This window comes from Arthrobacter sp. UYCu512 (assembly GCF_040547075.1).
In the GTDB taxonomy this organism is placed as follows: domain Bacteria; phylum Actinomycetota; class Actinomycetes; order Actinomycetales; family Micrococcaceae; genus Arthrobacter.
The window spans coordinates 92,724-114,471 of the sequence record NZ_JBEPPA010000008.1; the positions used below are offsets into that span (position 1 = coordinate 92,724).

Genomic DNA, 21,748 nt, shown 5'->3' on the forward strand with positions numbered 1-21,748 from the left:
TAGCCTTCAGCAATGTGGCTGGTCGCCCTCCGATCTGGTAATCATCTCTGCCCAATGGCGTGCGGGATCTGTTAGTTGGCTTGAGCGCCTTCTCAACTAGTCGTGCTTGTAAAAGCACCAAGGAGACTGAAAACGTGACCACCCGTATTGGTATTAACGGCTTTGGCCGTATTGGCCGCAACTACTTCCGCGCCGCACTCGCCCAGGGGGCGGACCTCGAGATCGTTGCAGTCAACGACCTCACCAGCCCGGAAGCACTGGCGCACCTCTTCAAATACGATTCCGTCGGCGGCCGTCTGGCCCAGACCATCGAAGTCAAGGACGGCAACATCGTCGTCGACGGCAAGACCGTTAAGGTCCTCGCCGAACGCGACCCCGCCAAGCTGCCCTGGGGCGAGCTCGGAGTCGACGTTGTGATCGAGTCCACCGGTTTCTTCACCAAGGCCGCCGATGCGCAGAAGCACATCGATGCCGGCGCCAAGAAGGTCCTGATTTCCGCCCCCGCCTCGGACGAGGACATCACGATCGTGATGGGTGTGAACGAAGGGCTTTACGACCCGGCCGCTCACCACATCATTTCCAACGCCTCCTGCACCACCAACTGCCTCGGCCCGCTCGCCAAGGTGCTCAACGACGCCTTTGGCATCGAGCGCGGCCTGATGACCACCATCCACGCATACACCGCTGACCAGAACCTGCAGGACGGCCCGCACAAGGACCTCCGCCGTGCCCGTGCCGCAGCCATCAACATGGTTCCCACCTCCACCGGCGCGGCCAAGGCAATCGGACTGGTCCTGCCCGAACTCAAGGGCAAGCTCGACGGCTACGCCATCCGCGTGCCGGTCCCTACCGGCTCCGCAACCGACCTGACCGTTATTGTGTCGCGAGAGACGACCGTCGAGGAAGTCAACGCCGCGCTCAAGGCCGCGTCCGAAACTCCCGAACTCAAGGGCCTGCTGACCTACACCGACGAGCCGATCGTCTCCTCCGACATCGTCGGCGACCCGGCATCCTCCATCTTCGACTCCGGGCTCACCAAAGTGATCGGCAACCAGGTCAAGGTTGTTTCCTGGTACGACAACGAGTGGGGCTACTCCAACCGCCTCGTGGACCTCACGGAGCTCGTCGCAGCCAAGCTGGGCTAGGGTAAGACTCATGACATTCCACACCCTCAACGAACTGATCGCTGATGGTGTCCGCGGGCGGTACGTTCTGGTCAGAAGTGACCTGAACGTACCGCTCGACGGCTCTTCAGTCACTGACGACGGCCGCATCAAGGCCTCCCTCCCAGTGCTGGCGAAGCTCACGGATGCCGGTGCCCGCGTGCTGGTTACAGCCCACCTCGGCCGCCCCAAGGGCGCCCCCGAGGACAAGTTCTCACTCAAGCCAGCTGTCGCGCGGCTTGCCGAACTCGCCTCCTTCAAGGTCGCCCTTGCAGGGGACACCGTCGGCAGTTCCGCTGCGGCCGGAGCGGCGGCGCTGCAGGACGGCGAGGCCCTGGTCCTGGAGAACGTTCGTTTCGACGCCCGGGAGACGTCAAAGGACGACGTTGAACGGGGCGCATTCGCCGATGAGCTGGTGGCCCTCACCGGATCCCACGGCGCGTTTGTGGACGACGCCTTCGGCGCCGTACACCGCAAGCACGCCAGTGTGTACGACGTCGCGACCCGCCTGCCCTCCTACCAGGGCGACTTGGTCCGCACCGAGGTCGAGGTGCTGCGCAAGCTCACCACCGACACGCAGCGGCCCTACGTCGTTGTGCTGGGCGGTTCCAAGGTCTCGGACAAGCTGGCCGTGATCAACAACCTCATCGGCAAGGCAGACACCATCCTGGTCGGCGGTGGCATGTTGTTCACCTTCCTCGCCGCCGCGGGCCACAAGGTGGCCGGCAGTTTGCTCGAAGAGGACCAGATTCCGGTCGTGCAGGACTATCTGGCGCGCGCAGCGGCCGCCGGGACCGAATTTGTGGTTCCCACCGACGTCGTGGTGGCAAATAAGTTCGCCGCCGACGCCGCGCAGGAGACGGTGCGTGCGGACGCGATGGAAGGCAGCAGCTTTGGCGCGCAGGGCATTGGCCTGGACATCGGTCCGGAATCGTCTGCCGCGTTCGCGGAACGGATCCAGGGCGCCAGGACGGTGTTCTGGAACGGACCCATGGGGGTATTCGAGTTCCCTGCGTTCGCCGCCGGGACACGGGCCGTCGCCGCGGCACTAACCGAAACCGGGGCGTTCACAGTCGTCGGCGGCGGCGACTCCGCCGCCGCGGTCCGGACCCTCGGTTTCGCCGATGATCAGTTTGGGCACATTTCCACCGGCGGCGGCGCCAGCCTGGAGTACCTTGAAGGCAAGGAACTTCCCGGCCTGAGCGTCCTGGACCGCTAAATCCTCCAGCCGGCAGGGCCCCTTCTCCAAGGACGGGCGCCCTGCCGGCTGTTTCACTGCTACGACCTTTTTGGAGACCACGTGACTACGTCAAGCAACGGAAAATTCGACCGGACGCCCTTCATCGCTGGCAACTGGAAGATGAACATGGACCACGTCCAGGGCATTACCCTGCTGCAGAAGCTGGCCTGGACCCTCTCGGACGCCAAGCACGACTACAGCCGGGCGGAGGTTGCCGTTTTCCCGCCGTTTACCGACCTTCGCGGTGTCCAGACGCTCGTCCAGGGCGATGAGCTGAAGGTTGTCTACGGTGGCCAGGATCTCTCGCCGGCCGACTCCGGTGCGTACACCGGCGACATTTCCGGGCAGTTCCTCGCCAAGCTTGGCTGCAGCTACGTCCTGGTCGGGCACAGCGAACGCCGCACCATCCACCACGAAGCTGACGAGGTCCTCAACGCGAAGACCAAGGCAGCCTTCCGGCACGGCATTACCCCCGTGCTGTGCGTCGGCGAAGGCCTGGAAATCCGGCAGGCCGGAACGCACGTTGACCACACACTCGCGCAGCTCCGGGCTGGCGTCGAGGGCCTCACCCCCGAGCAGGCCGCGGAACTCGTCGTCGCCTACGAGCCCGTTTGGGCCATCGGAACGGGCGAAGTTGCCGGTCCGGACGACGCGCAGGAAATGTGTGCCGCGATCCGCAGCGAACTGTCCACCCTTTTTGGTGCCGACGTCGCCGCCAAGACCCGGCTGCTTTACGGCGGTTCGGTTAAGGCCAACAACGCTGCCGCCATCATGAAAGAGCACGACGTGGACGGCTTGCTTGTTGGCGGCGCCAGCCTGGATGCCGCCGAGTTTGCTAATATTGTCAGGTTCGAGAGTCACCTGCTGACGGATTAGTCCGGACACCATCGTGGCCCCCGCAATCCAAATCTTCTGAAAGGCCGTCGTGGACGTTCTTCATGTCATTCTGCAGGTCCTCCTGGGCATCACCAGCCTGCTGCTGACCTTGCTCATCCTGCTGCATAAGGGTCGCGGTGGCGGCCTGTCCGACATGTTCGGCGGCGGCATGACCTCCGGCCTCAGCTCCTCCGGCGTCGCCGAACGGAACCTGAACCGCTTTACGGTCATCCTTGGCATCACCTGGGGCATTGTGATCATCGGGCTGGGTCTGCTGATGCGTTTCAGCGGTGCCGGCGACTCCTGACCCAACGGCCGAAAACTCAATAACGGGTCCTCTGGCCCTCCCGGCATCGGGAGCTCACCAACTACACTGTGGCTGATTGCATGCGCATTCCGTCCCTCGAGTAGCCAGGAGCTCCCGATGCTTCATTCTGCCTCCGGGTTCCGGGGAACCCGGGTAGGTGCCACAGAAGGGGCTCCAGCACGCCACGAGCCGCCTGCCAGCGCGGCCGCCCGGATACCGCGCACCCGGTTCTCCTACCGTTGCGCCAAGGGCCACGAGACTGCACTGGTTTTCGCGCAGCTGCCCGACGAGCAGATCCCCGGTGTCTGGGACTGCCGGCACTGCGGCGGAACCGCAACCCGGGACGAAACCCAATTCTCACTCGATGACGTCCCGGCGGAAAACTACAAAAGCCACCTCGAATACGTTAAAGAACGGCGCTCCAGCCAAGACGCCGAGGACGTCCTGGCCGGAGCGCTGGAGCGGCTGCGCGCCAGCCGATCCTTCCCGCCAGGATAGATTGGCAGGATAGGCGGTGGAAGAGAGCGGCCTAGGCCTTGCGCACCAACTGTTCCGGAACGTGCGAGGCCGCATTTTCGTCGATCAGCCACAGCGTCTCGTCCCGGCCCCTTGGACCTGCCGCCGGCACCTGTACCGGGTTGGCTCCGGCAAGGGCCAGTCCGACCGCACCGGCTTTGTCCTCGCCGGCAACGACCATCCAAATTTCCAGTGCCGTGTTAATGGCCGGCAGCGTCAGCGACACCCGCATCGGCGGCGGCTTGGGGGAGTTGCGGACCCCCACCACCGTCAGTTGCTTCTCCCTGACGCCGGCCTGTTCGGGGAACAGCGAGGCGACGTGCGCGTCCGGACCCACGCCGAGGAGCACGATGTCGAAGCGGGGGAGGACCCCGGGCCGCTCCGGCCGGTCGTCGGACATGTCCGCGGCGTGTTCCGCAGCCGCGGCCGCGGCCAGGCGGCGGGAATAGTCCGCGGCAGCCTCTTCCGGAGTGTCAAAGTCCGCGGTGGAACCGGGGGTGTGGATTCGCTCCGGATCGGCGTTGATATGGGAGAGCAACGCATCGCGGGCCTGTCGGGCGTTGCGTTCAGGGTCCTCGGCTGCGAGGAACCGCTCATCACCCCACCAGAAATTGACCTTCGACCAGTCCACGGCGGGCGCAGCAGGCGACTCGGCGACTGCCTTGAGCGACCCGATGCCCATCGAGCCACCGGTCAGCACCACCGTCGCTTCGCCGTGTTTGTCCTGAATGTCCACGAGCTTGGTGATCAGGCGGGCCGCGATGGCGGCCATCAGAACGGTCGAGTCGGGATGGATGCTTACTCTGGGCTCAGCGCTCACTGGGACGGACACTCCTTAAGTTGGTACGTGGCAGTCCAATAGTAATCACTTCACCAAACACTTCGTCCGGATCGAGCCGACGCAGCTCCTCGGCCAGGCAGTCCTTCAGGCTGCGGCGCGGAAGGGAGATGCGCTGCACCGGCTGGCCCGGCTGGCTCAGTTCCGCCACTGTCTGCCCGGGCCGGAACAGCTGCACGTCCCCGCTGGACCGGGTCAGCCGGACACGCCGGATTCCGGTGCCGGCCGGGTCAGCGACAATTGTCACCGGGGCATCCAGTGCCAGCGTCAGCCATGCGGCGAGCAGGATAGTACTGGGGGAGTCCGAGGCGCCTTCGACGGCGACGGCCGTGACCGGTGAGCTGTCCACCTGGTCCAGGACCGCCGCCAGCTGGATTCGCCAGTTGGTCAGGCGCGTCCAGGCGAGATCCGTATCACCGGCTTTATAGGTGCGGCGGACGTTCTCGAGGGCCCGCTGCGGGTCCGCCTCGTTGCCCGAGTCCGTGATGCGCCGGTGCGCGATCCGGCCGATGGACGTCTCGCACGCATTCTTCGGGGCACCGTGCGGCCACCAGGCTACAATCGGCGCGTCCGGCAGCAGCAGCGCCGCAACGAGCGATTCGCTTTCCTCCGCGAGTTCGCCGTACCCGCGGAGCAAAATAACCTCGGATGCGCCGGCGTCACCGCCCACCCGGATCTGCGCGTCGAGCCGGGTTGGAGCCTTGGCGCCGGCGTCGGCAAGGACGATGATCCGGCAGGGGTGCTCGCGGCTGGCCTCATTGGCGGCTTCGATAGCCTCCTCCTCGAGCCCGGACTTGGTGACGACCACCAGGGTCAGTACCCGTCCCAGGGCGATCACGCCGCCCTGCTCACGCAGTGCCGTGATCTTCTTGGAGATCTTCGAGGTGGTGGTGTCGGGAAGATCTACGATCATGGCCTTCTCCAGGTTCGTCCGTCGCGGGCAAGCAGCTGGTCGGCGGAAGCCGGCCCCCAGCTTCCGGGGGCGTACGGTTCCGGTTGTTCAGGCAGGGACGCCCAGTATTCCTCGAACGGGTCCAGGATCTTCCAGGACAGCTCGACTTCCGCGTGGCGGGGAAAGAGCGGCGGTTCACCAAGCAGCACGTCAAGGATCAGCCGTTCGTAGGCCTCGGGGCTGGACTCGGTGAAGGAGTGGCCGTAGCCGAAGTCCATCGTGACGTCCCGGACCTCCATCTGCGTGCCCGGCACCTTGGAGCCGAACCGGATGGTGGCGCCCTCGTCGGGTTGGACCCGGATCACCACGGCGTTCTGGCCGAAGTCGTCCTCACCGTGGTCGGTGAAGAGCAGGTTCGGTGCGCGCTTGAGCACCACAGCGATCTCGGTCACCCGGCGGCCCAGCCGTTTGCCGGCGCGAAGGTAGAACGGCACTCCCGCCCAGCGCCGGGTGTTGATGTCGACCCGGATCGCGGCGAAGGTCTCCGTTTTGGAGTCCGCCGGGATGCCTTCTTCCTCCAGATAGCCAACAACTTGCTCGCCGCCCTGCCAGCCGCCGGTGAATTGCCCTCGGGCCGAGTGGGTGGACAGGTCTGCGGGGAGCCGGACCGCTGCAAGGACCTTCTCTTTTTCCGCGCGCAGGTCATCGGCGTTGAATGAAATCGGCTCTTCCATTGCGGTGAGCGCCAGCAGCTGCAGCAGGTGGTTCTGGAGGACGTCGCGGGCTGCGCCGACACCGTCGTAGTAGCCCGCCCGGCCACCGGTGCCGATGTCCTCGGCCATGGTGATCTGGACGTGGTCGACGTAGTTGGCGTTCCAGAGCGGTTCGAAGAGCTGGTTGGCGAAGCGCAGTGCCAGAATGTTCTGCACCGTCTCCTTGCCCAGATAGTGGTCGATCCGGAAAACGGAATCGGGCGGGAAGACGGATTCCACGATGTTGTTGAGCTGGCGTGCCGATTCCAGGTTGTGGCCGAACGGCTTTTCGATCACAACGCGCCGCCACTTGTCTCCGGCGGCCTGCGCCAGGCCATGTTTGGACAGCTGCCGGCACACCAGTTCGAAGGCGTTCGGGGGGATGGAGAGGTAGAACGCGTGGTTGCCGCGGGTTCCGCGCTGTTCGTCGAGTTCGTCGATGGTTTCACTGAGGCGCTTAAACGCTTCGTCGTCGTCGAACTCGCCCTGCACAAAACGGATGCCCTCGGACAGTTGGGTCCACACGGTCTCATCAAACGGGGTGCGGGCGTAAGCCTTCACCGCCGTCTTCACCTCGGCGGCGAAGTCCTCATTCTCCCAGTTCCGCCGCGCAAAACCGACGAGCGCGAAACTGGGCGGGAGCAGCCCGCGGTTGGCCAGGTCGTAGACGGCCGGCATGAGCTTTTTACGGGCGAGGTCTCCCGTGACCCCGAACAGGACCAGCGACGACGGTCCGGCAATACGGTTCAGGCGCCGGTCCCTCGGGTCCCGGAGCGGGTTCCGCCCCCGGCCCGTGGAATTGCGGTTGCCGTTGTGGTTTTCTGGCATGGTTGGGTGGGTGCCTTAGCTTTCGGTGGAGGGGACTGCCTGGCCGGCCAGCGCCGCAACGATTTCCCGCAACTGGCGGACGCCTGCGGCGCGGTCCGTGAGGTGCAGGCGCAGGACCGGGCGGCCGTGTTCCGAGAGGACTTGCGCATCGCCGGCGGCTTGGGCCGAGATCAACTCCCCGAAGCTGAAAGGCCGATCCGGGATGGCCAGGTCGGTGGCTGCCGCTGCGCTCACCTGCAGGAAGACACCGATCGCGGGTCCGCCCTTATGGAACTGCCCGGTCGAGTGCAGGAACCGCGGGCCCCAGCCGAACGTCACGGGGCGGCGGGTGACGGCTGCCAGTTGGTCCCGGACGTCCTCAAGGGGTGCGTAGGCGAGTCGGTCAAAGTAGGCCTGGACACTGAGGTAGCTGTCCGGCTCCAGTTCGCCGAGCAGCGCGCTGAGAGCGCCGGCAGCGGTTCGGGCGCCGCCAAGCCAGGAACCTCCGCGGACCTCGATAGCACCGTCGGTAAAGGCCGCCGGCGTCGGCTCCGGCTGCGCGTCAAGGAGGCCGCGGGCGGCCACCTTGGCAGCTTCGACGTCAGGCTGGTCAAAGGGGTTGATCCCGAGGAGGCGCCCGGCGACAGCCGTGGCGAACTCCCACGTCATCATCTGGGTGGGCAGGCCGCCGGCAATCGCAACCTCGTTCTCACCGAGGTCGACGTCGGCATCGGCCGCCACAAGGCGGATGACAAGGACGTCCGCGGCGCCGAGGGTCGCTTCCGGGGAAGACGGTCCGGCGACAACCGGCAACACGCCGGTGCCGAGTTTGCCGGTGGACTCGGCGATGAGCTGTTCGGCCCAGTCCGCGAAGCCTTTGATCCCCGAGCCGTCCTCGGCAATAACGATCTTGTTGCGCAGCGGCTTGGTGCCGCCCAGCGCGGCGCCGAGGGCCAGACCGATGTTTTCCCCGCCGTCCTCGTTGAGGACCTCGGCGGCTTCCTCCGCTTCGTCCAGGAAAGCCTGGATATCCACCCCGGCAAGGCCGGACGGAACCATCCCGAACGCAGTAAGCGCCGAGTAGCGGCCGCCGACGTTTGGGTCGGCGTTGAATACCGCGCGGTACCCGGCCTCGCGGGAGGCCTTGTCCAGCGGGGATCCCGGATCGGTGACGATGATGATCCGGCTCTTCGCGTCGAGTCCGGCCGCGGTGAAGGCATGCTCGAAAATCCGGCGCTGGGAATCCGTCTCCAAGGTGGATCCGGACTTCGAGGACACCACAACAGCGGTTTCGGCCAGCCGGTCCGCCAGCGCGGCGGAGACCTGTTCCGGATCGGTGCTGTCCAGGACGGTCAGCTCGACGCCGGCGGTTCCGGCGATGACCTCCGGGGCCAGCGAGGAACCGCCCATGCCGCAGAGCACGATCCGGCGGACACCTTCGGCGCGCAGTGCGTCACGCAGGGCCAGGATGTCCGCCACCAGGGACTGGGAGACCGTGGCCGCCTCGACCCAGCCGAGCCGGACGGAAGCCTCGGCTTCGGCCTCGGAACCCCACAGCGTGGGGTCCTTGGCGAAGATCCGGGTGGCGACCTTGTCCGCCAGCAGGGCAGGCAGGTGCTGTTCGTGGGCGAGGCGGGCGGCGCCCGTGGCGTCGTAGCTGAGTGTGGTCATGGGACTAAGCGTCCTTCCGTGCAGCGGCGAGGGCGACCCCGACGTCGGCCAGCAGTTCCTTCCAGCTTGCCACGAACTTGTCGAGGCCTTCGGTTTCGAGGGTCGCGACGACTTCGTTATAGGAAATGCCGAGGGCATCGAGTGCATTCAGCGTGGCGTTGGCGTCGTCGTAGCCGCGGCTGATCGTGTCCCCCGTGACGGCGCCGTGGTCGAAGGTCGCGTCGAGGGTCTTCTCCGGCATGGTGTTCACAACGCCGGGGGCCACAAGCCCGGTGACGTAAAGGGTGTCGGGGTAGGCAGGATCCTTGACTCCGGTGGAGGCCCACAGCGGGCGCTGCGGGCGGGCCCCGGCGTCGGCCAGGAGGCCCCAGCGTTCGGTGGAAAAGAGCTCTTCGTAAACCTGGTAGGCAAGGCGGGCGTTGGCCAGGCCGGCTTTGCCCTTGAGGGCCCGGGATTCGTCGGTGCCGATCGCGTCGAGGCGCTTGTCAATCTCGGAGTCGACGCGGGAAACGAAGAACGACGCGACGGAGTGGATCGTGGCGAGGTCGTGGCCGTTGCCTTTGGCTTGTTCAAGGCCGGTCTGGAAGGCGTTGATGACGGCACGGTAGCGCTCCAGCGAGAAGATCAGCGTGACGTTGACGCTGATGCCGGCCGCCAGGGTGGCCGTGATTGCTTCGAGGCCTTCGAGGGTCGCGGGGATCTTGATCAGGACGTTGTCCTTGTTGACCCGGGCGTAGAGTTCCTTGGCTTCGGTGATCGTACCGGCGGTGTCCCAGGCCAGACGCGGGTCCACCTCGATGGACACACGCCCGTCGATGCCGTTGCTGGCAGCCGCCACCGGGGCGAAGAGCTCGCACGCGTCGGCGACGTCGGTTGTGGTGATGGCGAAGACGGTGTCCTCAACGCTGGCCCCGGCCGCGGCCTGGGCGGCGATGACGGCGTCGTAGTCGTGGCCGGTGGTGATAGCCGCGTGGAAGATCGACGGGTTGGTCGTGACCCCCACGACGTTTTTCTCTTCGATCAGTTTGCGCAGGGTACCGGTATCGAGGCGCCCGCGGGAGAGGTCATCGAGCCAGATGGAGACGCCGGCGTCGGACAGCTGCTGCGTGGGGGAAGAAGCGGGGGTGGTGGTCATATTTCACTCCTGGAGTCTGGGGCCGCCGCCTGTTGGGGCGGCGGCCCGGAAGGTATGAAGTTCGGGTCAGGCCGTGAGGCCGGCGAGGGATTCCTTGGCTGCGGCGGTGACGGCTTCGGCGGTGATGCCGAATTCCTGGAACAGGCGCTTGTAGTCCGCGGAAGCGCCGAAGTGTTCAAGGCTGATGGAACGGCCGGCGTCGCCGACGAACTCCCGCCAGCCCAGGGCAAGCCCGGCCTCGACCGAGACACGTGCTTTTACGGCACTTGGCAGCACGGCTTCACGGTACGCGGGGTCCTGCTGGTTGAACCATTCCACGCACGGCATGGACACGACCCGGGTCGGGATGCCTTCGGCCTGCAGTGCTTCGCGGGCCCGGACGGCGAGTTGGACCTCGGAACCGGTGCCGATCAGGATGACCCGGGCCTGGGCGGTTTGGCCGTTGGCGGAGGCTTCGGCGAGAACGTATCCGCCCTTTGCGACACCGGCGGTTGACGCGAACGTGTCCGCGTCGGCGTCCCCTCCGCCGCGGGCCCAGGTGGGAATGTTCTGACGGGTCAGCACGATCCCGGCCGGGTTCTGGTGGTTTTCGAGCATAACCTTCCAGGCCGCGGCGACCTCGTTCGCGTCGCCCGGGCGGACGACGTCCAGGCCCGGAACGGCACGCAGTGACGCAAGCTGCTCGACCGGCTGGTGGGTCGGACCGTCTTCGCCGAGACCGATTGAGTCGTGCGTCCAGACATACAAGGACGGGACTCCCATCAGCGCACCGAGCCGGATGGCCGGACGCTGGTAGTCGGAGAAGATCAGGAACGTGCCGGAGAACGCCCGGGTCGCCCCGTGCAGGGTGATGCCGTTCACGATCGACGCGGCGGCGTGCTCACGGATCCCGAAGTGCAGGACGCGCCCGTACGGGTTGCCCTTCCACGCGTTTGTGGACCGGGACACCGGGATGAACGACGCGGAGCCTTCAATAGTGGTGTTGTTCGACTCCGCCAGGTCCGCCGAACCGCCCCACAGCTCGGGCATAACCGGGCCGATCGCGTTCAGGACCTTCCCGGATGCGGCCCGGGTTGAAACGTCCTTGCCGGCTTCAAAGACCGGCAGGGAGGCGTCGAAACCGGCCGGGAGTTTACGCGCCTCGACGCGTTCGAGCAGTGCCGCGCCCTCGGGGTTCCCGGCCTGCCACGCCTCGAAGGACGCCTGCCACTCGGAACGGGCCGCGGCGCCGCGGTCTTGCGCTTCCCGGGTGTGCGCCAGGACCTCGTCGTCGACCTGAAACGAGCGCTCCGGGTCGAATCCCAGGACTTTCTTCAGGCCCGCGACTTCCTCCGCGCCCAGCGCGGAGCCGTGGATTTTACCGGTGTTCTGCTTTTTCGGTGCCGGGTACCCGATGATGGTGCGCAGCGAGATGATCGAGGGCTTGTCCGTCTGGGCCTTCGCGGCGAGGAGTGCGGCGTGGAGTTCCTGCACGTCCTCCTTGTATTCGCCGGTCCGGGTCCAGTCCACACGCTGGGTGTGCCAGCCGTAGGCCTCGTAGCGGGCCAGGACATCTTCGGTGAAGGCGACGTCGGTATCGTCCTCGATAGAGATGTGGTTCTCGTCATAAATGACAACGAGGTTGCCGAGCTCCTGGTGGCCGGCGAGGGAGGACGCCTCACTGGTCACACCCTCCTGCAGGTCGCCGTCGGAGGCAATAACCCAGATGGTGTGATCAAACGGGCTGGCACCAGCGGGAGCATCAGCATCGAACAACCCGCGCATCCGCCGCTGGGAATAGGCAAAACCCACCGCGGACGCCAGACCCTGACCCAACGGCCCAGTGGTGATCTCCACCCCGGCCGTGTGCTGATATTCCGGGTGGCCCGGCGTCAACGAACCCCAGGTGCGCAACGCCTTCAAATCCTCCAGCTCAAGGCCATACCCGGAAAGGAACAACTGGATATACAAGGTCAGTGAGGTATGCCCGGGGGAGAGCACAAAACGGTCCCGCCCCAACCAGTCAGGTCTCTTCGGATCGTGCCGCATCCACTTCTGGAAGAGAAGGTAGGCGGCAGGCGCCAAACTCATCGCCGTCCCCGGGTGGCCGTTGCCGACCTTCTCCACGGCGTCGGCAGCGAGAACGCGGACAGTGTCCACGGCGCGCTGGTCCAAGCTGGTCCAAGACAGTTCTTGCTCTTCCAAATGTGGCACGAAAACCGGGCCCCTCTCTGTGCTGACGGCGGGTGGTTTGGTCAGTCCCGTCCGGGCACAGTTCGGTGCCCGCTGCGGTACGTACCAGCCGTTCACCATCGAAACGTTGATCTATCATTCAGTCGCGCGTGCAATCGGACATCCGCGGAAACTCCGGACAGGCACTTCAGTCACTGGAACGGACCGTGCAGGGCGTTCCGTGCGCGCTGATCTGCAGACAGCTTAGCCCCATTCCACCCTCGGACGGCCGCGAATCTCACTAAATGGACGGGATTTCCGGTTATATGAATCACGGGCCGCCGCGGCCGCCCGTGAGCCCGCGTTAACCTGTTCGAAACACCCGGGGCTGCCGGCGGCACCGTCGGGACCCGCGCGCCGTGCCGTCACGGTATGATGGATCGTGGCTACCCGTGGGGGTGCGGACGCGCCGGTAGAATGCGCGTGGGCCCCCGCCGACATGCAACCTGTGTTGCGGAAAAGCCGGACTGATCAGCCAGACAGAACAGAGTGACTGCCACCGTGAGCACAACAGATACGCCGCTGAACGCTTCTCCCGTCCGTGGGAGGATCGGCTTTGCCCGCAAAGCCAAGGCCTATTTGTCGCTCACAAAACCCCGCGTCGTCGAGTTGCTGCTGGTCAGCACCCTGCCGACCATGATCTACGCCGAACGCGGCTTCCCGTCGATCGGCCTGATCCTGGCAACGCTCGTAGGCGGCGCATTCGCCGCGGGCAGCGCAGGTTCCTTCAACTGCTACATCGACCGCGACATCGATAAACTGATGCACCGCACCGAGAACCGGCCGCTCGTCACGGGGGAGGTCACCCCGCGGGAGGCCTTGGTCTTCTCCTGGCTGTTGGGCGCCGCAGCGATCGTCATCCTCTGGTTCGGCGCCAATCCGCTCGCGGCCTGGCTCGGGCTTGGTGCAATTGTCTTTTATGTCGTTATCTACACCATGATCCTCAAACGCCGCACGGCCCAGAACATCGTCTGGGGCGGCGCGGCCGGCTGCTTCCCCGTGCTCATTGCCTGGGCTGCGGTGACGAACACGGTGCAGTGGCCTGCCGTTGTGCTCTTTATGGTCATCTTCCTGTGGACGCCGCCGCATTATTGGCCGCTGTCCATGCGCTACGGCGAGGACTACCGCAACGCCAACGTTCCGATGCTCGGCGCGATCGCCGGTGCGAAGGTGGTCTCGGTGCAGGTGGTCCTGTACGCCTGGGCCATGGTGGCATGCTCGCTGCTGCTGGTCCCGGCCGGCGGCGCCGGCTGGGTCTACACGGTGACGGCGGTCCTCGCGGGGGCGTGGTTCCTTTACGAATCGCACTCACTGCACAACCGGGCGCAGGCCGGGGACGTGTCCAACAAGAGTGCCATGAAGGTCTTCCACGGTTCAATCAGCTACCTGACCCTGCTTTTTATCGCCGTCGCGGTCGATCCGTTCATCGGCCCGGCGATCATGGGCCGCTAGCCGCCACACATCCTGACCTCCGCTTGACCTCCGTAACAACAACGCGGGGTCACCTGCCGCCCATCCCGGGCGGCAGGTGACCCCGCGTTGTTTGTGTGGTGAATTGTTACTTCAGCGGGCTGCTGCGGGCGAGGTCGGCGGCGTTGGTTGCCGCGCTCATCAGTAGGGCAGACCCGAGCATGTGTGCGGCGACCAGCAGCGCCGGGATGCCGTTGTAATACTGGGTGAAGCCGATGGCGGCCTGCAGCACGGTGACGCCGAGGAGCGTCACGACGGCGGTGCGGAAGGGTCCGGTGATCCGGTCCCTAACGATGAGGTACAGCGCGATCAGGGCACCGGCGGTCACCAGGTAGGCCGGAACAGCATGAATGTGTGCGAACAGGTCCCAATCCAGGTCGTTGCGCGGGGCGTCCGCGTCGCCCGCGTGCGGGCCCGCGCCGGTAACCACCACGCCCAGACAGACTGCAACGGCGGATAGCATTGCGACGGCAATCATCAGCGGGCGGGTGGCCCCCGGAAGCGCCACCAGCACTGCCACCTGGAATTTTCCCGTCCGCCCGTAGGCGCGGTTAACCAATAGGGTTGCGAGGACCACGAGTGCCATGGAGACCAGGAAGTGCAGGCCAACCACCCAGGGGTTCAGCTGGGTCAGGACTGTGATGCCGCCGATGATTGCCTGTGCCGGGATGCTGGCGAGCAGCCCGAGGGCCAGCAGGAAGAGGTCGCGGCGTTCCTTGCGGAGCTTCCACAAATACACGAGCATGGCTACCGCGACCGCAGCCAGTGCGAAGGTCAGGAGCCGGTTGCCGAATTCAATGATGCCGTGGATGCCCATTTCCGGGGTGTTCACAAGCGAAGAATCCGTGCAGCGCGGCCACGTCGGGCAACCCAGTCCCGACGCCGTGAGGCGGACCGCGCCGCCGGTCACGATCAGGAGGGTCTGGCCGATGAGGGACAGCACCGCCAGCCGCTTTACCGTCGCGTTAACGGTGTCGGGCAGCCAGGCGATAACCCGGGCGGCGGTTCGGGGCAGGCGGGAGTCCGTGCTCACAGTTTTCTCAATTCCATTTGAACCAACGGGTTGCTGCGCCGCCGGCGATCGCCGTCCAGAGCAGCAGGACAATTACGGGCGCGGGGTTGACACTGCCGGAAAGAAACGCATCCCTTAGAGCCTGTCCGAGGGCGCCGGAGGGCAGGTAGTGCACGATCGCCTGCGCCAAGACGGGCAGCCGTTCGGCCGGGATCACAATCCCCCCGAGGGCACCGAGCAGGATCCAGAGCAGATTGGTGATCGCGAGGGTCGCCTCCGGCCGGACCGTCCCGGCGACCAGCAGGCCCAGGGCGCTAAAGGACGCAGCCCCGAGCACCAGCACAGCCAGACCCGGGGCCCAGCCCAGCAGATTCGGTTGCCAGCCAAGCATCAAGGCCACTGCGGTGACGACCAGGACCTGCAGGGTCAGGACCACCAGGACCGCGAGGACCTTACCGGCTATCAGACCGGTTCGGCCCAGCGGAGTGGTGGAGAGAAATCGGAGTACACCGTAGCGGCGGTCAAACCCGGTCGAGATGCCCTGGCCGGTGAAGGCTGTGGACATGGCGCACAGCGCGAGGATGCCCGGCACTGCGACATTGATCCGGCTCGCGCCGAATCCGTCCAGCAACGGTGTTACGGTCAGGCCCACCATGGCCAGCAGCGGCAGCACTATCGCCAGGATCAGCTGTTCGCCGTTCCGGAGCATGGTGACGGTCTCGTACCGTCCCTGCAGGAGGATGCGGCGAAGCAGCGGTGCGGGGGCGCTCCCCAGCTGACCGGCCGGCGAGACGGTGCCCGGCGGAACGCTCCCCAGTGACGTACTGCCGGCGGCGGAACTTTCGCGGGTCATCGGACTTCCCTTCCGGAAATGTCGAGGAAAACGTCCTCGAGGCTGCGCGCTTCCAGGCGCAGCGAGCGTGGCATGATTCCCCGGCCGGCCCACCATGCGGTGATCGCCGCGAGGTCCTCGGCGGTCAGCGCACCCGTCGCGGCATAGCTGCCGGCCCGCGTTTCGGTGACGCTGACGCCACCCCGCAGCACACCGGTGAAATCCAGTCCGGGCTCGGTCTCGAACAGCAGCGTTCGGATGTGCTGCTCGCCGGCGCCTGCCGGGAGGGGGTGCTGCAGGAGTTCTGCAACCGTCCCCTCGGCAACGTTGCGGCCGGCGTCGATGATGTAGACGTAGTCGGCAAGCCGCTGGGCGTCGTCCATGAGGTGGGTGGTCAGGACGATTCCCATCCCGAGGTTCCGGAGTTCGGAGATGAGCTCGAACACCAGCTGGCGCGACTGCGGGTCCAGGCCGGCACTTGGCTCGTCCAGGAACAGGACTTCGGGATTGCCCACAAGGGCGGCGGCAAGAGCAAGCCGCTGTTTCTGCCCGCCCGAGAGCCGCCGCACCGACGTCCGGCTGAAAGCGTCAATGCCGAGGCGTTCAATAAGTTCCCCGACCGGGCGCGGGTTCTGGTACATGCCGGCGATATGCCTGAGCAGCGGGATGGGCCGGGCCGAGGGCGGCAGGCCGCCGTCCTGCAGCATCACTCCTACGCGGGCGCGCAGGCGGGCCCCCGCCGTGTCCGGGTCCTCGCCGAGCAGGCTGATGTTTCCCTGGGTGCGCTTCTGCAGCCCCTGGGCGCATTCGATCGTAGTGGTCTTACCGGCCCCGTTGGCCCCCAGCAGTGCCGTGACCTGTCCGCGTTCGGCGACAAGGGAGATCCCGCTGACCACCCGCAGCATTTTACCGTCGAGGGTGGGGAGTGGGCCAACATCCTTGACGAGGCCGCTGATGGTCAGGACGGGGGATTGGGGGGATCGCACCAGAACATTCTACGGGATGTAGTAGCCCGCATTCCGGCCGTCAGCCGGGGTGCGAAGGCGGGCTGCTGGCGCCGGCCGGCGCACAGCATCAGCGGGGATAGTCCTGCCTTACTGGATCGGGGGACTAAATTACGACATTATTGTGTTGTGTATTCCATGAGCCCACCCCAGTCTGTTGGCCCTGCCGGGCGAACAAGCCTCCCGCGCACGGTGCCAAGGGCATCGTCCGGGTCCGTGGCGGCCGATGCGTCAGTTGCTTTTCCGGCGGCGGATGCCGAAGAGCGCACCCGGGACCGGGTGCTGAATGCCGTGCTCGAACACGGCCCCATCAGCGCAACTGAACTCGGGGATCTGCTGGGGTTCACGTCCGCGGCGGTACGACGGCACCTGGACCACCTCTCCAGCGGTGGCGTGATCGAAGTTAAGCGGGCGGCCCGCTCCGGAGCGGGGGCAGGGCGTCCGGCGCGCCGTTACGTCCTCAGTTCACAGGGCCAGCAAACACTCGGAAACGACTACCTCGACATCGCTTCCCTGGCGCTGCGGCGCCTGGGCGAAATGGCGGGCCCTGAGGCCGTGCGGCAGTTCGCCGTCGAGCGTTTCGGCGAAATGGAGCGCCGCTACGCGCCCGAGATTGAGGCGGCCGGGCAGGACATCACTGCCCGGGCCCAGGCGCTTTCGGAGGCGCTGAGCCGCGACGGGTTCGTGGCCTCCACTGCGTCGATCGAGGCGCGGGCGCCGCTGCCGGCGGCTCTCTCCAGCGTGCAGCTCTGCCAGGGACATTGCCCCATCCAACAGCTCGCCGCGCAGTTCCCGGTGTTCTGCGACGTGGAGACCGACGTGTTTTCCCGGCTGGTGGGCGTTGATGTCCGCCGCTTGTCCACACTGGCCCGCGGCGGCCACGTCTGCACCACCCACATACCTACAGGCCGTCCGGCGGCCACGGTGCCTCACAGCACCGCAACCAACCCGGGCAGCCTGGACGAAGTATCCAACCATCTGCAAGAAAGGCCGTGATGACGGACCAACTATCAGAGAAGAAGGTTGCTGAATCCACTGTGATTTCGGAGATTCTGGAAAAGAATCCCGAGCTCCACGGAATCGGTACCTATGAGTACGGCTGGTCCGACAAGAACGACGTCGGCGCCAACGCCCGCCGGGGCATCAACGAGGACGTCGTCCGCGACATTTCAGCCAAGAAGAACGAGCCGGAATGGATGCTGGACCTGCGCCTCAAGGGTCTGAAGTACTTCGACCGCAAGCCCATGCCAACCTGGGGCGCTGACCTCTCCGGCATTGACTTCGACAACATCAAATACTTCGTGCGGTCCACGGAAAAGCAGGCCAACACCTGGGAAGACCTGCCTGAGGACATCCGGAACACCTACGAGAAGCTGGGTATTCCGGAAGCCGAGCGCAGCCGCCTGGTCTCCGGCGTGGCTGCACAGTACGAGTCCGAGGTTGTCTACCACCAGATCCGCGAGGACCTCGAAGCGCAGGGCGTGATCTTCCTGGACACTGACACCGCGCTGCGCGAGCACCCGGAGATCTTCCAGGAATACTTCGGCACCATCATCCCGGTGGGCGATAACAAGTTCGCGTCGCTGAACACCTCGGTGTGGTCCGGCGGCTCGTTTGTGTACGTTCCCAAGGGCGTCCACGTGGACATCCCCCTGCAGGCCTACTTCCGCATCAACACGGAAAACATGGGCCAGTTTGAGCGCACGCTGATCATCGCGGATGAGGACTCCTACGTCCACTACATCGAAGGCTGCACGGCGCCGATCTACACCTCGGACTCGCTGCACTCCGCAGTAGTGGAAATCATCGTCAAGAAGGGCGCCCGCGTCCGCTACACGACCATCCAAAACTGGTCCACCAACGTGTACAACCTGGTCACGAAGCGCGCCATCTGCGAAGAGGGCGCCACGATGGAGTGGATTGACGGCAACATCGGCTCCAAGGTCACCATGAAGTACCCGGCGGTCTACCTTGTCGGGGAAGGCGCCAAGGGCGAGACCCTCTCGATTGCGTTTGCCGGCGAAGGCCAGCACCAGGACACCGGCTCCAAGATGGTCCACATCGCTCCGAACACGAAAAGCTCGATAGTTTCCAAGTCCGTGGCCCGCGGCGGCGGACGTGCCGCCTACCGCGGTCTGGTCCAGGTCCGCGAGGGCGCGAAGCACTCGGCCAACACCGTCCGCTGCGACGCTCTCCTGGTGGACACCATCAGCCGTTCGGACACGTACCCCTACATCGACATCCGTGAAGATGATGTGACGATGGGGCACGAGGCCACCGTCTCGCGGGTCAGCGAGGAGCAGCTGTTCTACCTGATGTCACGCGGTATGCGCGAAGACGAGGCCATGGCGATGATCGTCCGCGGCTTCATCGAGCCGATTGCCCGTGAGCTGCCGATGGAATACGCCCTCGAGCTGAACCGCCTGATTGAACTGCAGATGGAAGGATCGGTCGGTTAATGACTGACATCACTACTGAAAAAGCCCGCATCGGCGCGCCCTCCGCCCAGCCGTTCATCAACGGTTTCACCGAGGAAGGCGAAAGCCTCTCCCCGCTGAACTCTGCGGAGTCCAAGTCGCCCCTGGCCGGCGAAGCCGTCAAGGCCCACTCGCACGGCGGCGGCGTTGGTATTCCGGACAGCTCGCGCGCCGGGCGCCTGACCTCCTACAAACTGGCGGACTTTAAGCCGCTGACCGGGATGGAAGAAGACTGGCGGTTCACCCCGCTCAAGCGGCTCCGCGGCCTGCACACCGACGTCCTCGACGGCGCTGCGCCGACCGTGAGCGTCACCGCCCCCGAAAGCGTTGTGGTCGAGACCGTCGGCCGTGAGGACCGCCGGATCGGCTCTGCCGCGATCCCCGAGGACCGTGTCTCCGCGAACGCCTGGGAGAATTTCACCGAAGCCACCGTCATTACGGTTCCGGCCGAGGTCCAGGTGGAGGGCGAAGTCAGCGTCCTGCTGACCGGCCAAGGTACCGAAGCTTCCGCGCAGCACCTGGTGATTGTTGCGGAACAGTTCTCCAAGTCCGTGATTGTCCTGGACCACCAGGGCACGGCTGTCGTCTCGGAAAACATCGAGATCCTCGTCGGGGACGGCGCGCAGCTGACGGTCATCTCGCTCCAGGAATGGAACGACGACGCCGTACACGCCTCGTCCCAGCAGGTGAAGCTCGGCCGTGACGCCAAGTTCAAGCACATCGTCGTCAGCCTGGGCGGGGATCTGGTGCGGGTGACGCCGTCGGCCCGCTTCACGGCTCCCGGCGCTGAAGTGGAACTGTTCGGCCTGTATTTCGCCGATGCCGGCCAGCACCTGGAGCAGCGCCTCTTTGTGGACCATGCAGTCGCCAACTGCAAGTCCAACGTGCTTTACAAGGGCGCCCTGCAGGGCCGCAATGCGCACGCCGTCTGGGTGGGTGACGTCCTGATCCGCAAGGAAGCAGAGGGCACCGACACGTACGAGGCCAACCGCAACCTGGTCCTCACCGACGGTGCCCGCGCCGATTCCGTGCCGAACCTGGAAATCGAGACCGGCCTGATTGCCGGGGCCGGACACGCCAGCGCAACCGGAAGGTTCGATGACCAGCACCTGTTCTACCTGATGGCCCGCGGAATTCCGGAAGAGGTGGCCCGCCGTCTGGTGGTCCGCGGCTTCCTGAACGAGATCATCCAGCAGATCCAGGTCCCGGCCATCGAGGAGCGCCTCACGGAAGCCGTCGAGCGCGAACTCGCGGCGACGGAAAACTAAAGCGCAGCACGAGAGAACACGGAAACCAGCAATGACTGAACAGCCACAAGGCGAGCTCGTCTGCAAAGCCAGTGAGATCCAACTCAAGCAGGCGCTGCGGATCCTGGTCGACGACTTCCCCGTCGCGATCGTCAAGGACTCGATGGGGGAGATCCACGCCATCGGTGATACCTGCTCGCACGCGGACATTTCACTCTCCGAGGGTGAGGTGGAGGGCTGCAGGATCGAGTGCTGGGGCCACGGCTCACAGTTCGACCTGCGCAGCGGCGAGCCGCTGCAGCTGCCGGCGTACGACCCTGTTCCTGTCTTTGCCGTCACCGTCCTGGACGACGAGGTCTATGTGGACTTCACCAACGTCCTGAACGGTGCCGAGGCCCCGAACTTCAGCTAGCTGCCTGCAGCCGGCCCCCGCACAAGAAACTTATCGACAAAGAACCGCACAGTGCCACAGGGCACCGTGCAGAGGAGAACAAGGCACATGTCTACTCTTGAGATCAAGGACCTGCACGTCAGCATTGACACCGAGCAGGGCACAAAGGAAATCCTGAAGGGCGTCAGCCTGACAATCCGCACGGGCGAGACCCACGCCATCATGGGCCCGAACGGTTCCGGCAAGTCGACCCTGGCGTCCACCATCGCCGGTCACCCGCGCTACAACGTCACCTCCGGCACCATCACGCTGGACGGCGAGGATGTCCTCACCATGAGCGTCGATGAGCGCGCCCGCGCCGGCGTATTCCTGGCCATGCAGTACCCCGTCGAAGTTCCCGGCGTCAGCATGACGAACTTCCTGCGCACCGCCAAGACCGCGATCGACGGCGAAGCACCCAAGCTGCGGACCTGGACCAAGGACGTCAAGGCTGCCATGGCGCAGCTGCGCATTGACGCCGACTTCACCCAGCGCAACGTCAATGAGGGTTTCTCCGGCGGCGAGAAGAAGCGCGTCGAGATCCTTCAGCTGGAGCTGTTCAAGCCGAAGTTCGCCATCCTGGACGAGACCGACTCCGGCCTCGACGTCGACGCACTGAAGGTTGTCTCCGAAGGCGTCAACCGCGCCCACTCAGAGGGCAAAATGGGCACCTTGCTGATCACGCACTACACCCGGATCCTGCGCTACATCAAGCCGGACTTCGTGCACGTGTTTGTTGACGGCCAGGTTGTCGAAGAGGGCGGCCCGGAGCTCGCCGACCGCCTCGAAGATGAAGGCTACGACCGCTACGCCACCGGCGCAGGAGCGGCCACCATCGCTGCCGCTTCCGCTGCAGCACAGGCCTAGT

General features: G+C 65.5%; 20 protein-coding genes. 11 read left to right on the forward strand and 9 right to left on the reverse strand.

Annotated elements, in window-relative coordinates; translation table 11 throughout:
- The first annotated feature begins 134 nt into the window (after nt 1-134).
- From gap to ABIB49_RS10305, 5 genes are all read left to right on the forward strand, one after another.
- Nucleotides 135-1,145 (forward strand): type I glyceraldehyde-3-phosphate dehydrogenase, encoded by a 1,011-nt coding sequence (gap, locus tag ABIB49_RS10285; protein ID WP_226774882.1) that lies wholly within the window; start codon nt 135-137, stop codon nt 1,143-1,145.
- Between the two features lie 10 nt (nt 1,146-1,155).
- Entirely contained in the window at nt 1,156-2,382 is a 1,227-nt protein-coding gene (locus ABIB49_RS10290; RefSeq protein ID WP_226774883.1) for a phosphoglycerate kinase, read from the forward strand.
- Between the two features lie 81 nt (nt 2,383-2,463).
- Entirely contained in the window at nt 2,464-3,279 is an 816-nt protein-coding gene (tpiA, locus tag ABIB49_RS10295) for a triose-phosphate isomerase (protein ID WP_226774884.1), read from the forward strand.
- A gap of 49 nt (nt 3,280-3,328) precedes the next feature.
- Nucleotides 3,329-3,586 carry a preprotein translocase subunit SecG gene (gene secG, locus ABIB49_RS10300; protein WP_226774885.1) on the forward strand — a complete coding sequence of 86 codons (258 nt, stop codon included), beginning with the start codon at nt 3,329-3,331 and terminating at the stop codon, nt 3,584-3,586.
- 117 nt (nt 3,587-3,703) lie between these two features.
- Nucleotides 3,704-4,084 carry an RNA polymerase-binding protein RbpA gene (locus ABIB49_RS10305; RefSeq protein ID WP_354157041.1) on the forward strand — a complete coding sequence of 127 codons (381 nt, stop codon included), beginning with the start codon at nt 3,704-3,706 and terminating at the stop codon, nt 4,082-4,084.
- 31 nt (nt 4,085-4,115) lie between these two features.
- Here ABIB49_RS10305 and pgl read toward each other — a convergent pair whose 3' ends face one another.
- The 6 genes from pgl to tkt form a co-directional block, all read right to left on the reverse strand.
- On the reverse strand, nt 4,116-4,922 hold the full coding sequence (gene pgl / locus ABIB49_RS10310; RefSeq protein WP_226774887.1) for a 6-phosphogluconolactonase: 807 nt from the start codon (nt 4,920-4,922) through the stop codon (nt 4,116-4,118).
- Nucleotides 4,912-5,853, reverse strand: a complete 942-nt coding sequence (locus tag ABIB49_RS10315; protein ID WP_226774888.1) for a glucose-6-phosphate dehydrogenase assembly protein OpcA — start codon at nt 5,851-5,853, stop codon at nt 4,912-4,914. Before ABIB49_RS10315 ends, pgl begins: the two co-directional genes overlap by 11 nt.
- Complete coding sequence (zwf, locus tag ABIB49_RS10320; RefSeq protein WP_226774889.1) at nt 5,850-7,412, reverse strand: glucose-6-phosphate dehydrogenase; 1,563 nt, start codon at nt 7,410-7,412, stop codon at nt 5,850-5,852. The genes ABIB49_RS10315 and zwf overlap by 4 nt, the downstream gene beginning before the upstream one ends.
- A 15-nt stretch (nt 7,413-7,427) precedes the next feature.
- Nucleotides 7,428-9,062, reverse strand: a complete 1,635-nt coding sequence (locus ABIB49_RS10325; RefSeq protein ID WP_226774890.1) for a glucose-6-phosphate isomerase — start codon at nt 9,060-9,062, stop codon at nt 7,428-7,430.
- 4 nt (nt 9,063-9,066) lie between these two features.
- A complete protein-coding gene (tal, locus tag ABIB49_RS10330; RefSeq protein ID WP_354157042.1) occupies nt 9,067-10,197 on the reverse strand; it encodes a transaldolase in 1,131 nt (376 codons plus the stop codon).
- Nucleotides 10,198-10,263: 66 nt separating this feature from the next.
- A complete protein-coding gene (gene tkt, locus ABIB49_RS10335) occupies nt 10,264-12,381 on the reverse strand; it encodes a transketolase (RefSeq protein WP_354157064.1) in 2,118 nt (705 codons plus the stop codon).
- Nucleotides 12,382-12,897: 516 nt separating this feature from the next.
- Between tkt and ABIB49_RS10340 the strand changes: the two genes are divergently transcribed.
- Nucleotides 12,898-13,860, forward strand: coding sequence for a heme o synthase (locus ABIB49_RS10340; RefSeq protein WP_226774892.1), 963 nt, complete (start codon nt 12,898-12,900; stop codon nt 13,858-13,860).
- A 106-nt stretch (nt 13,861-13,966) separates the two neighbouring features.
- Here ABIB49_RS10340 and ABIB49_RS10345 read toward each other — a convergent pair whose 3' ends face one another.
- The 3 genes from ABIB49_RS10345 to ABIB49_RS10355 are packed head-to-tail and all read right to left on the reverse strand — an operon-like array spanning nt 13,967 to nt 16,708.
- A complete protein-coding gene (locus ABIB49_RS10345) occupies nt 13,967-14,911 on the reverse strand; it encodes a COX15/CtaA family protein (RefSeq protein ID WP_283479667.1) in 945 nt (314 codons plus the stop codon).
- 7 nt (nt 14,912-14,918) lie between these two features.
- A complete protein-coding gene (locus ABIB49_RS10350) occupies nt 14,919-15,743 on the reverse strand; it encodes an ABC transporter permease (protein WP_282359940.1) in 825 nt (274 codons plus the stop codon).
- A complete protein-coding gene (locus tag ABIB49_RS10355) occupies nt 15,740-16,708 on the reverse strand; it encodes an ABC transporter ATP-binding protein (RefSeq protein ID WP_226774895.1) in 969 nt (322 codons plus the stop codon). The genes ABIB49_RS10350 and ABIB49_RS10355 overlap by 4 nt, the downstream gene beginning before the upstream one ends.
- 147 nt (nt 16,709-16,855) lie before the next feature.
- On the opposite strand from ABIB49_RS10355, the gene ABIB49_RS10360 reads away from it, so the two are divergent.
- The 5 genes from ABIB49_RS10360 to sufC all read left to right on the forward strand — a co-directional run bounded on the left by ABIB49_RS10360 (nt 16,856) and on the right by sufC (nt 21,747).
- Nucleotides 16,856-17,722 (forward strand): helix-turn-helix transcriptional regulator, encoded by an 867-nt coding sequence (locus tag ABIB49_RS10360; protein ID WP_502913792.1) that lies wholly within the window; start codon nt 16,856-16,858, stop codon nt 17,720-17,722.
- On the forward strand, nt 17,722-19,185 hold the full coding sequence (gene sufB / locus ABIB49_RS10365) for a Fe-S cluster assembly protein SufB (protein WP_226774897.1): 1,464 nt from the start codon (nt 17,722-17,724) through the stop codon (nt 19,183-19,185). The genes ABIB49_RS10360 and sufB overlap by 1 nt, the downstream gene beginning before the upstream one ends.
- A complete protein-coding gene (gene sufD / locus ABIB49_RS10370; protein ID WP_226774898.1) occupies nt 19,185-20,471 on the forward strand; it encodes a Fe-S cluster assembly protein SufD in 1,287 nt (428 codons plus the stop codon). Before sufB ends, sufD begins: the two co-directional genes overlap by 1 nt.
- A 31-nt stretch (nt 20,472-20,502) precedes the next feature.
- Entirely contained in the window at nt 20,503-20,862 is a 360-nt protein-coding gene (locus ABIB49_RS10375; protein ID WP_226774899.1) for a non-heme iron oxygenase ferredoxin subunit, read from the forward strand.
- Between the two features lie 87 nt (nt 20,863-20,949).
- On the forward strand, nt 20,950-21,747 hold the full coding sequence (gene sufC / locus ABIB49_RS10380; protein ID WP_226774900.1) for a Fe-S cluster assembly ATPase SufC: 798 nt from the start codon (nt 20,950-20,952) through the stop codon (nt 21,745-21,747).
- Nucleotide 21,748 lies beyond the last annotated feature (1 nt).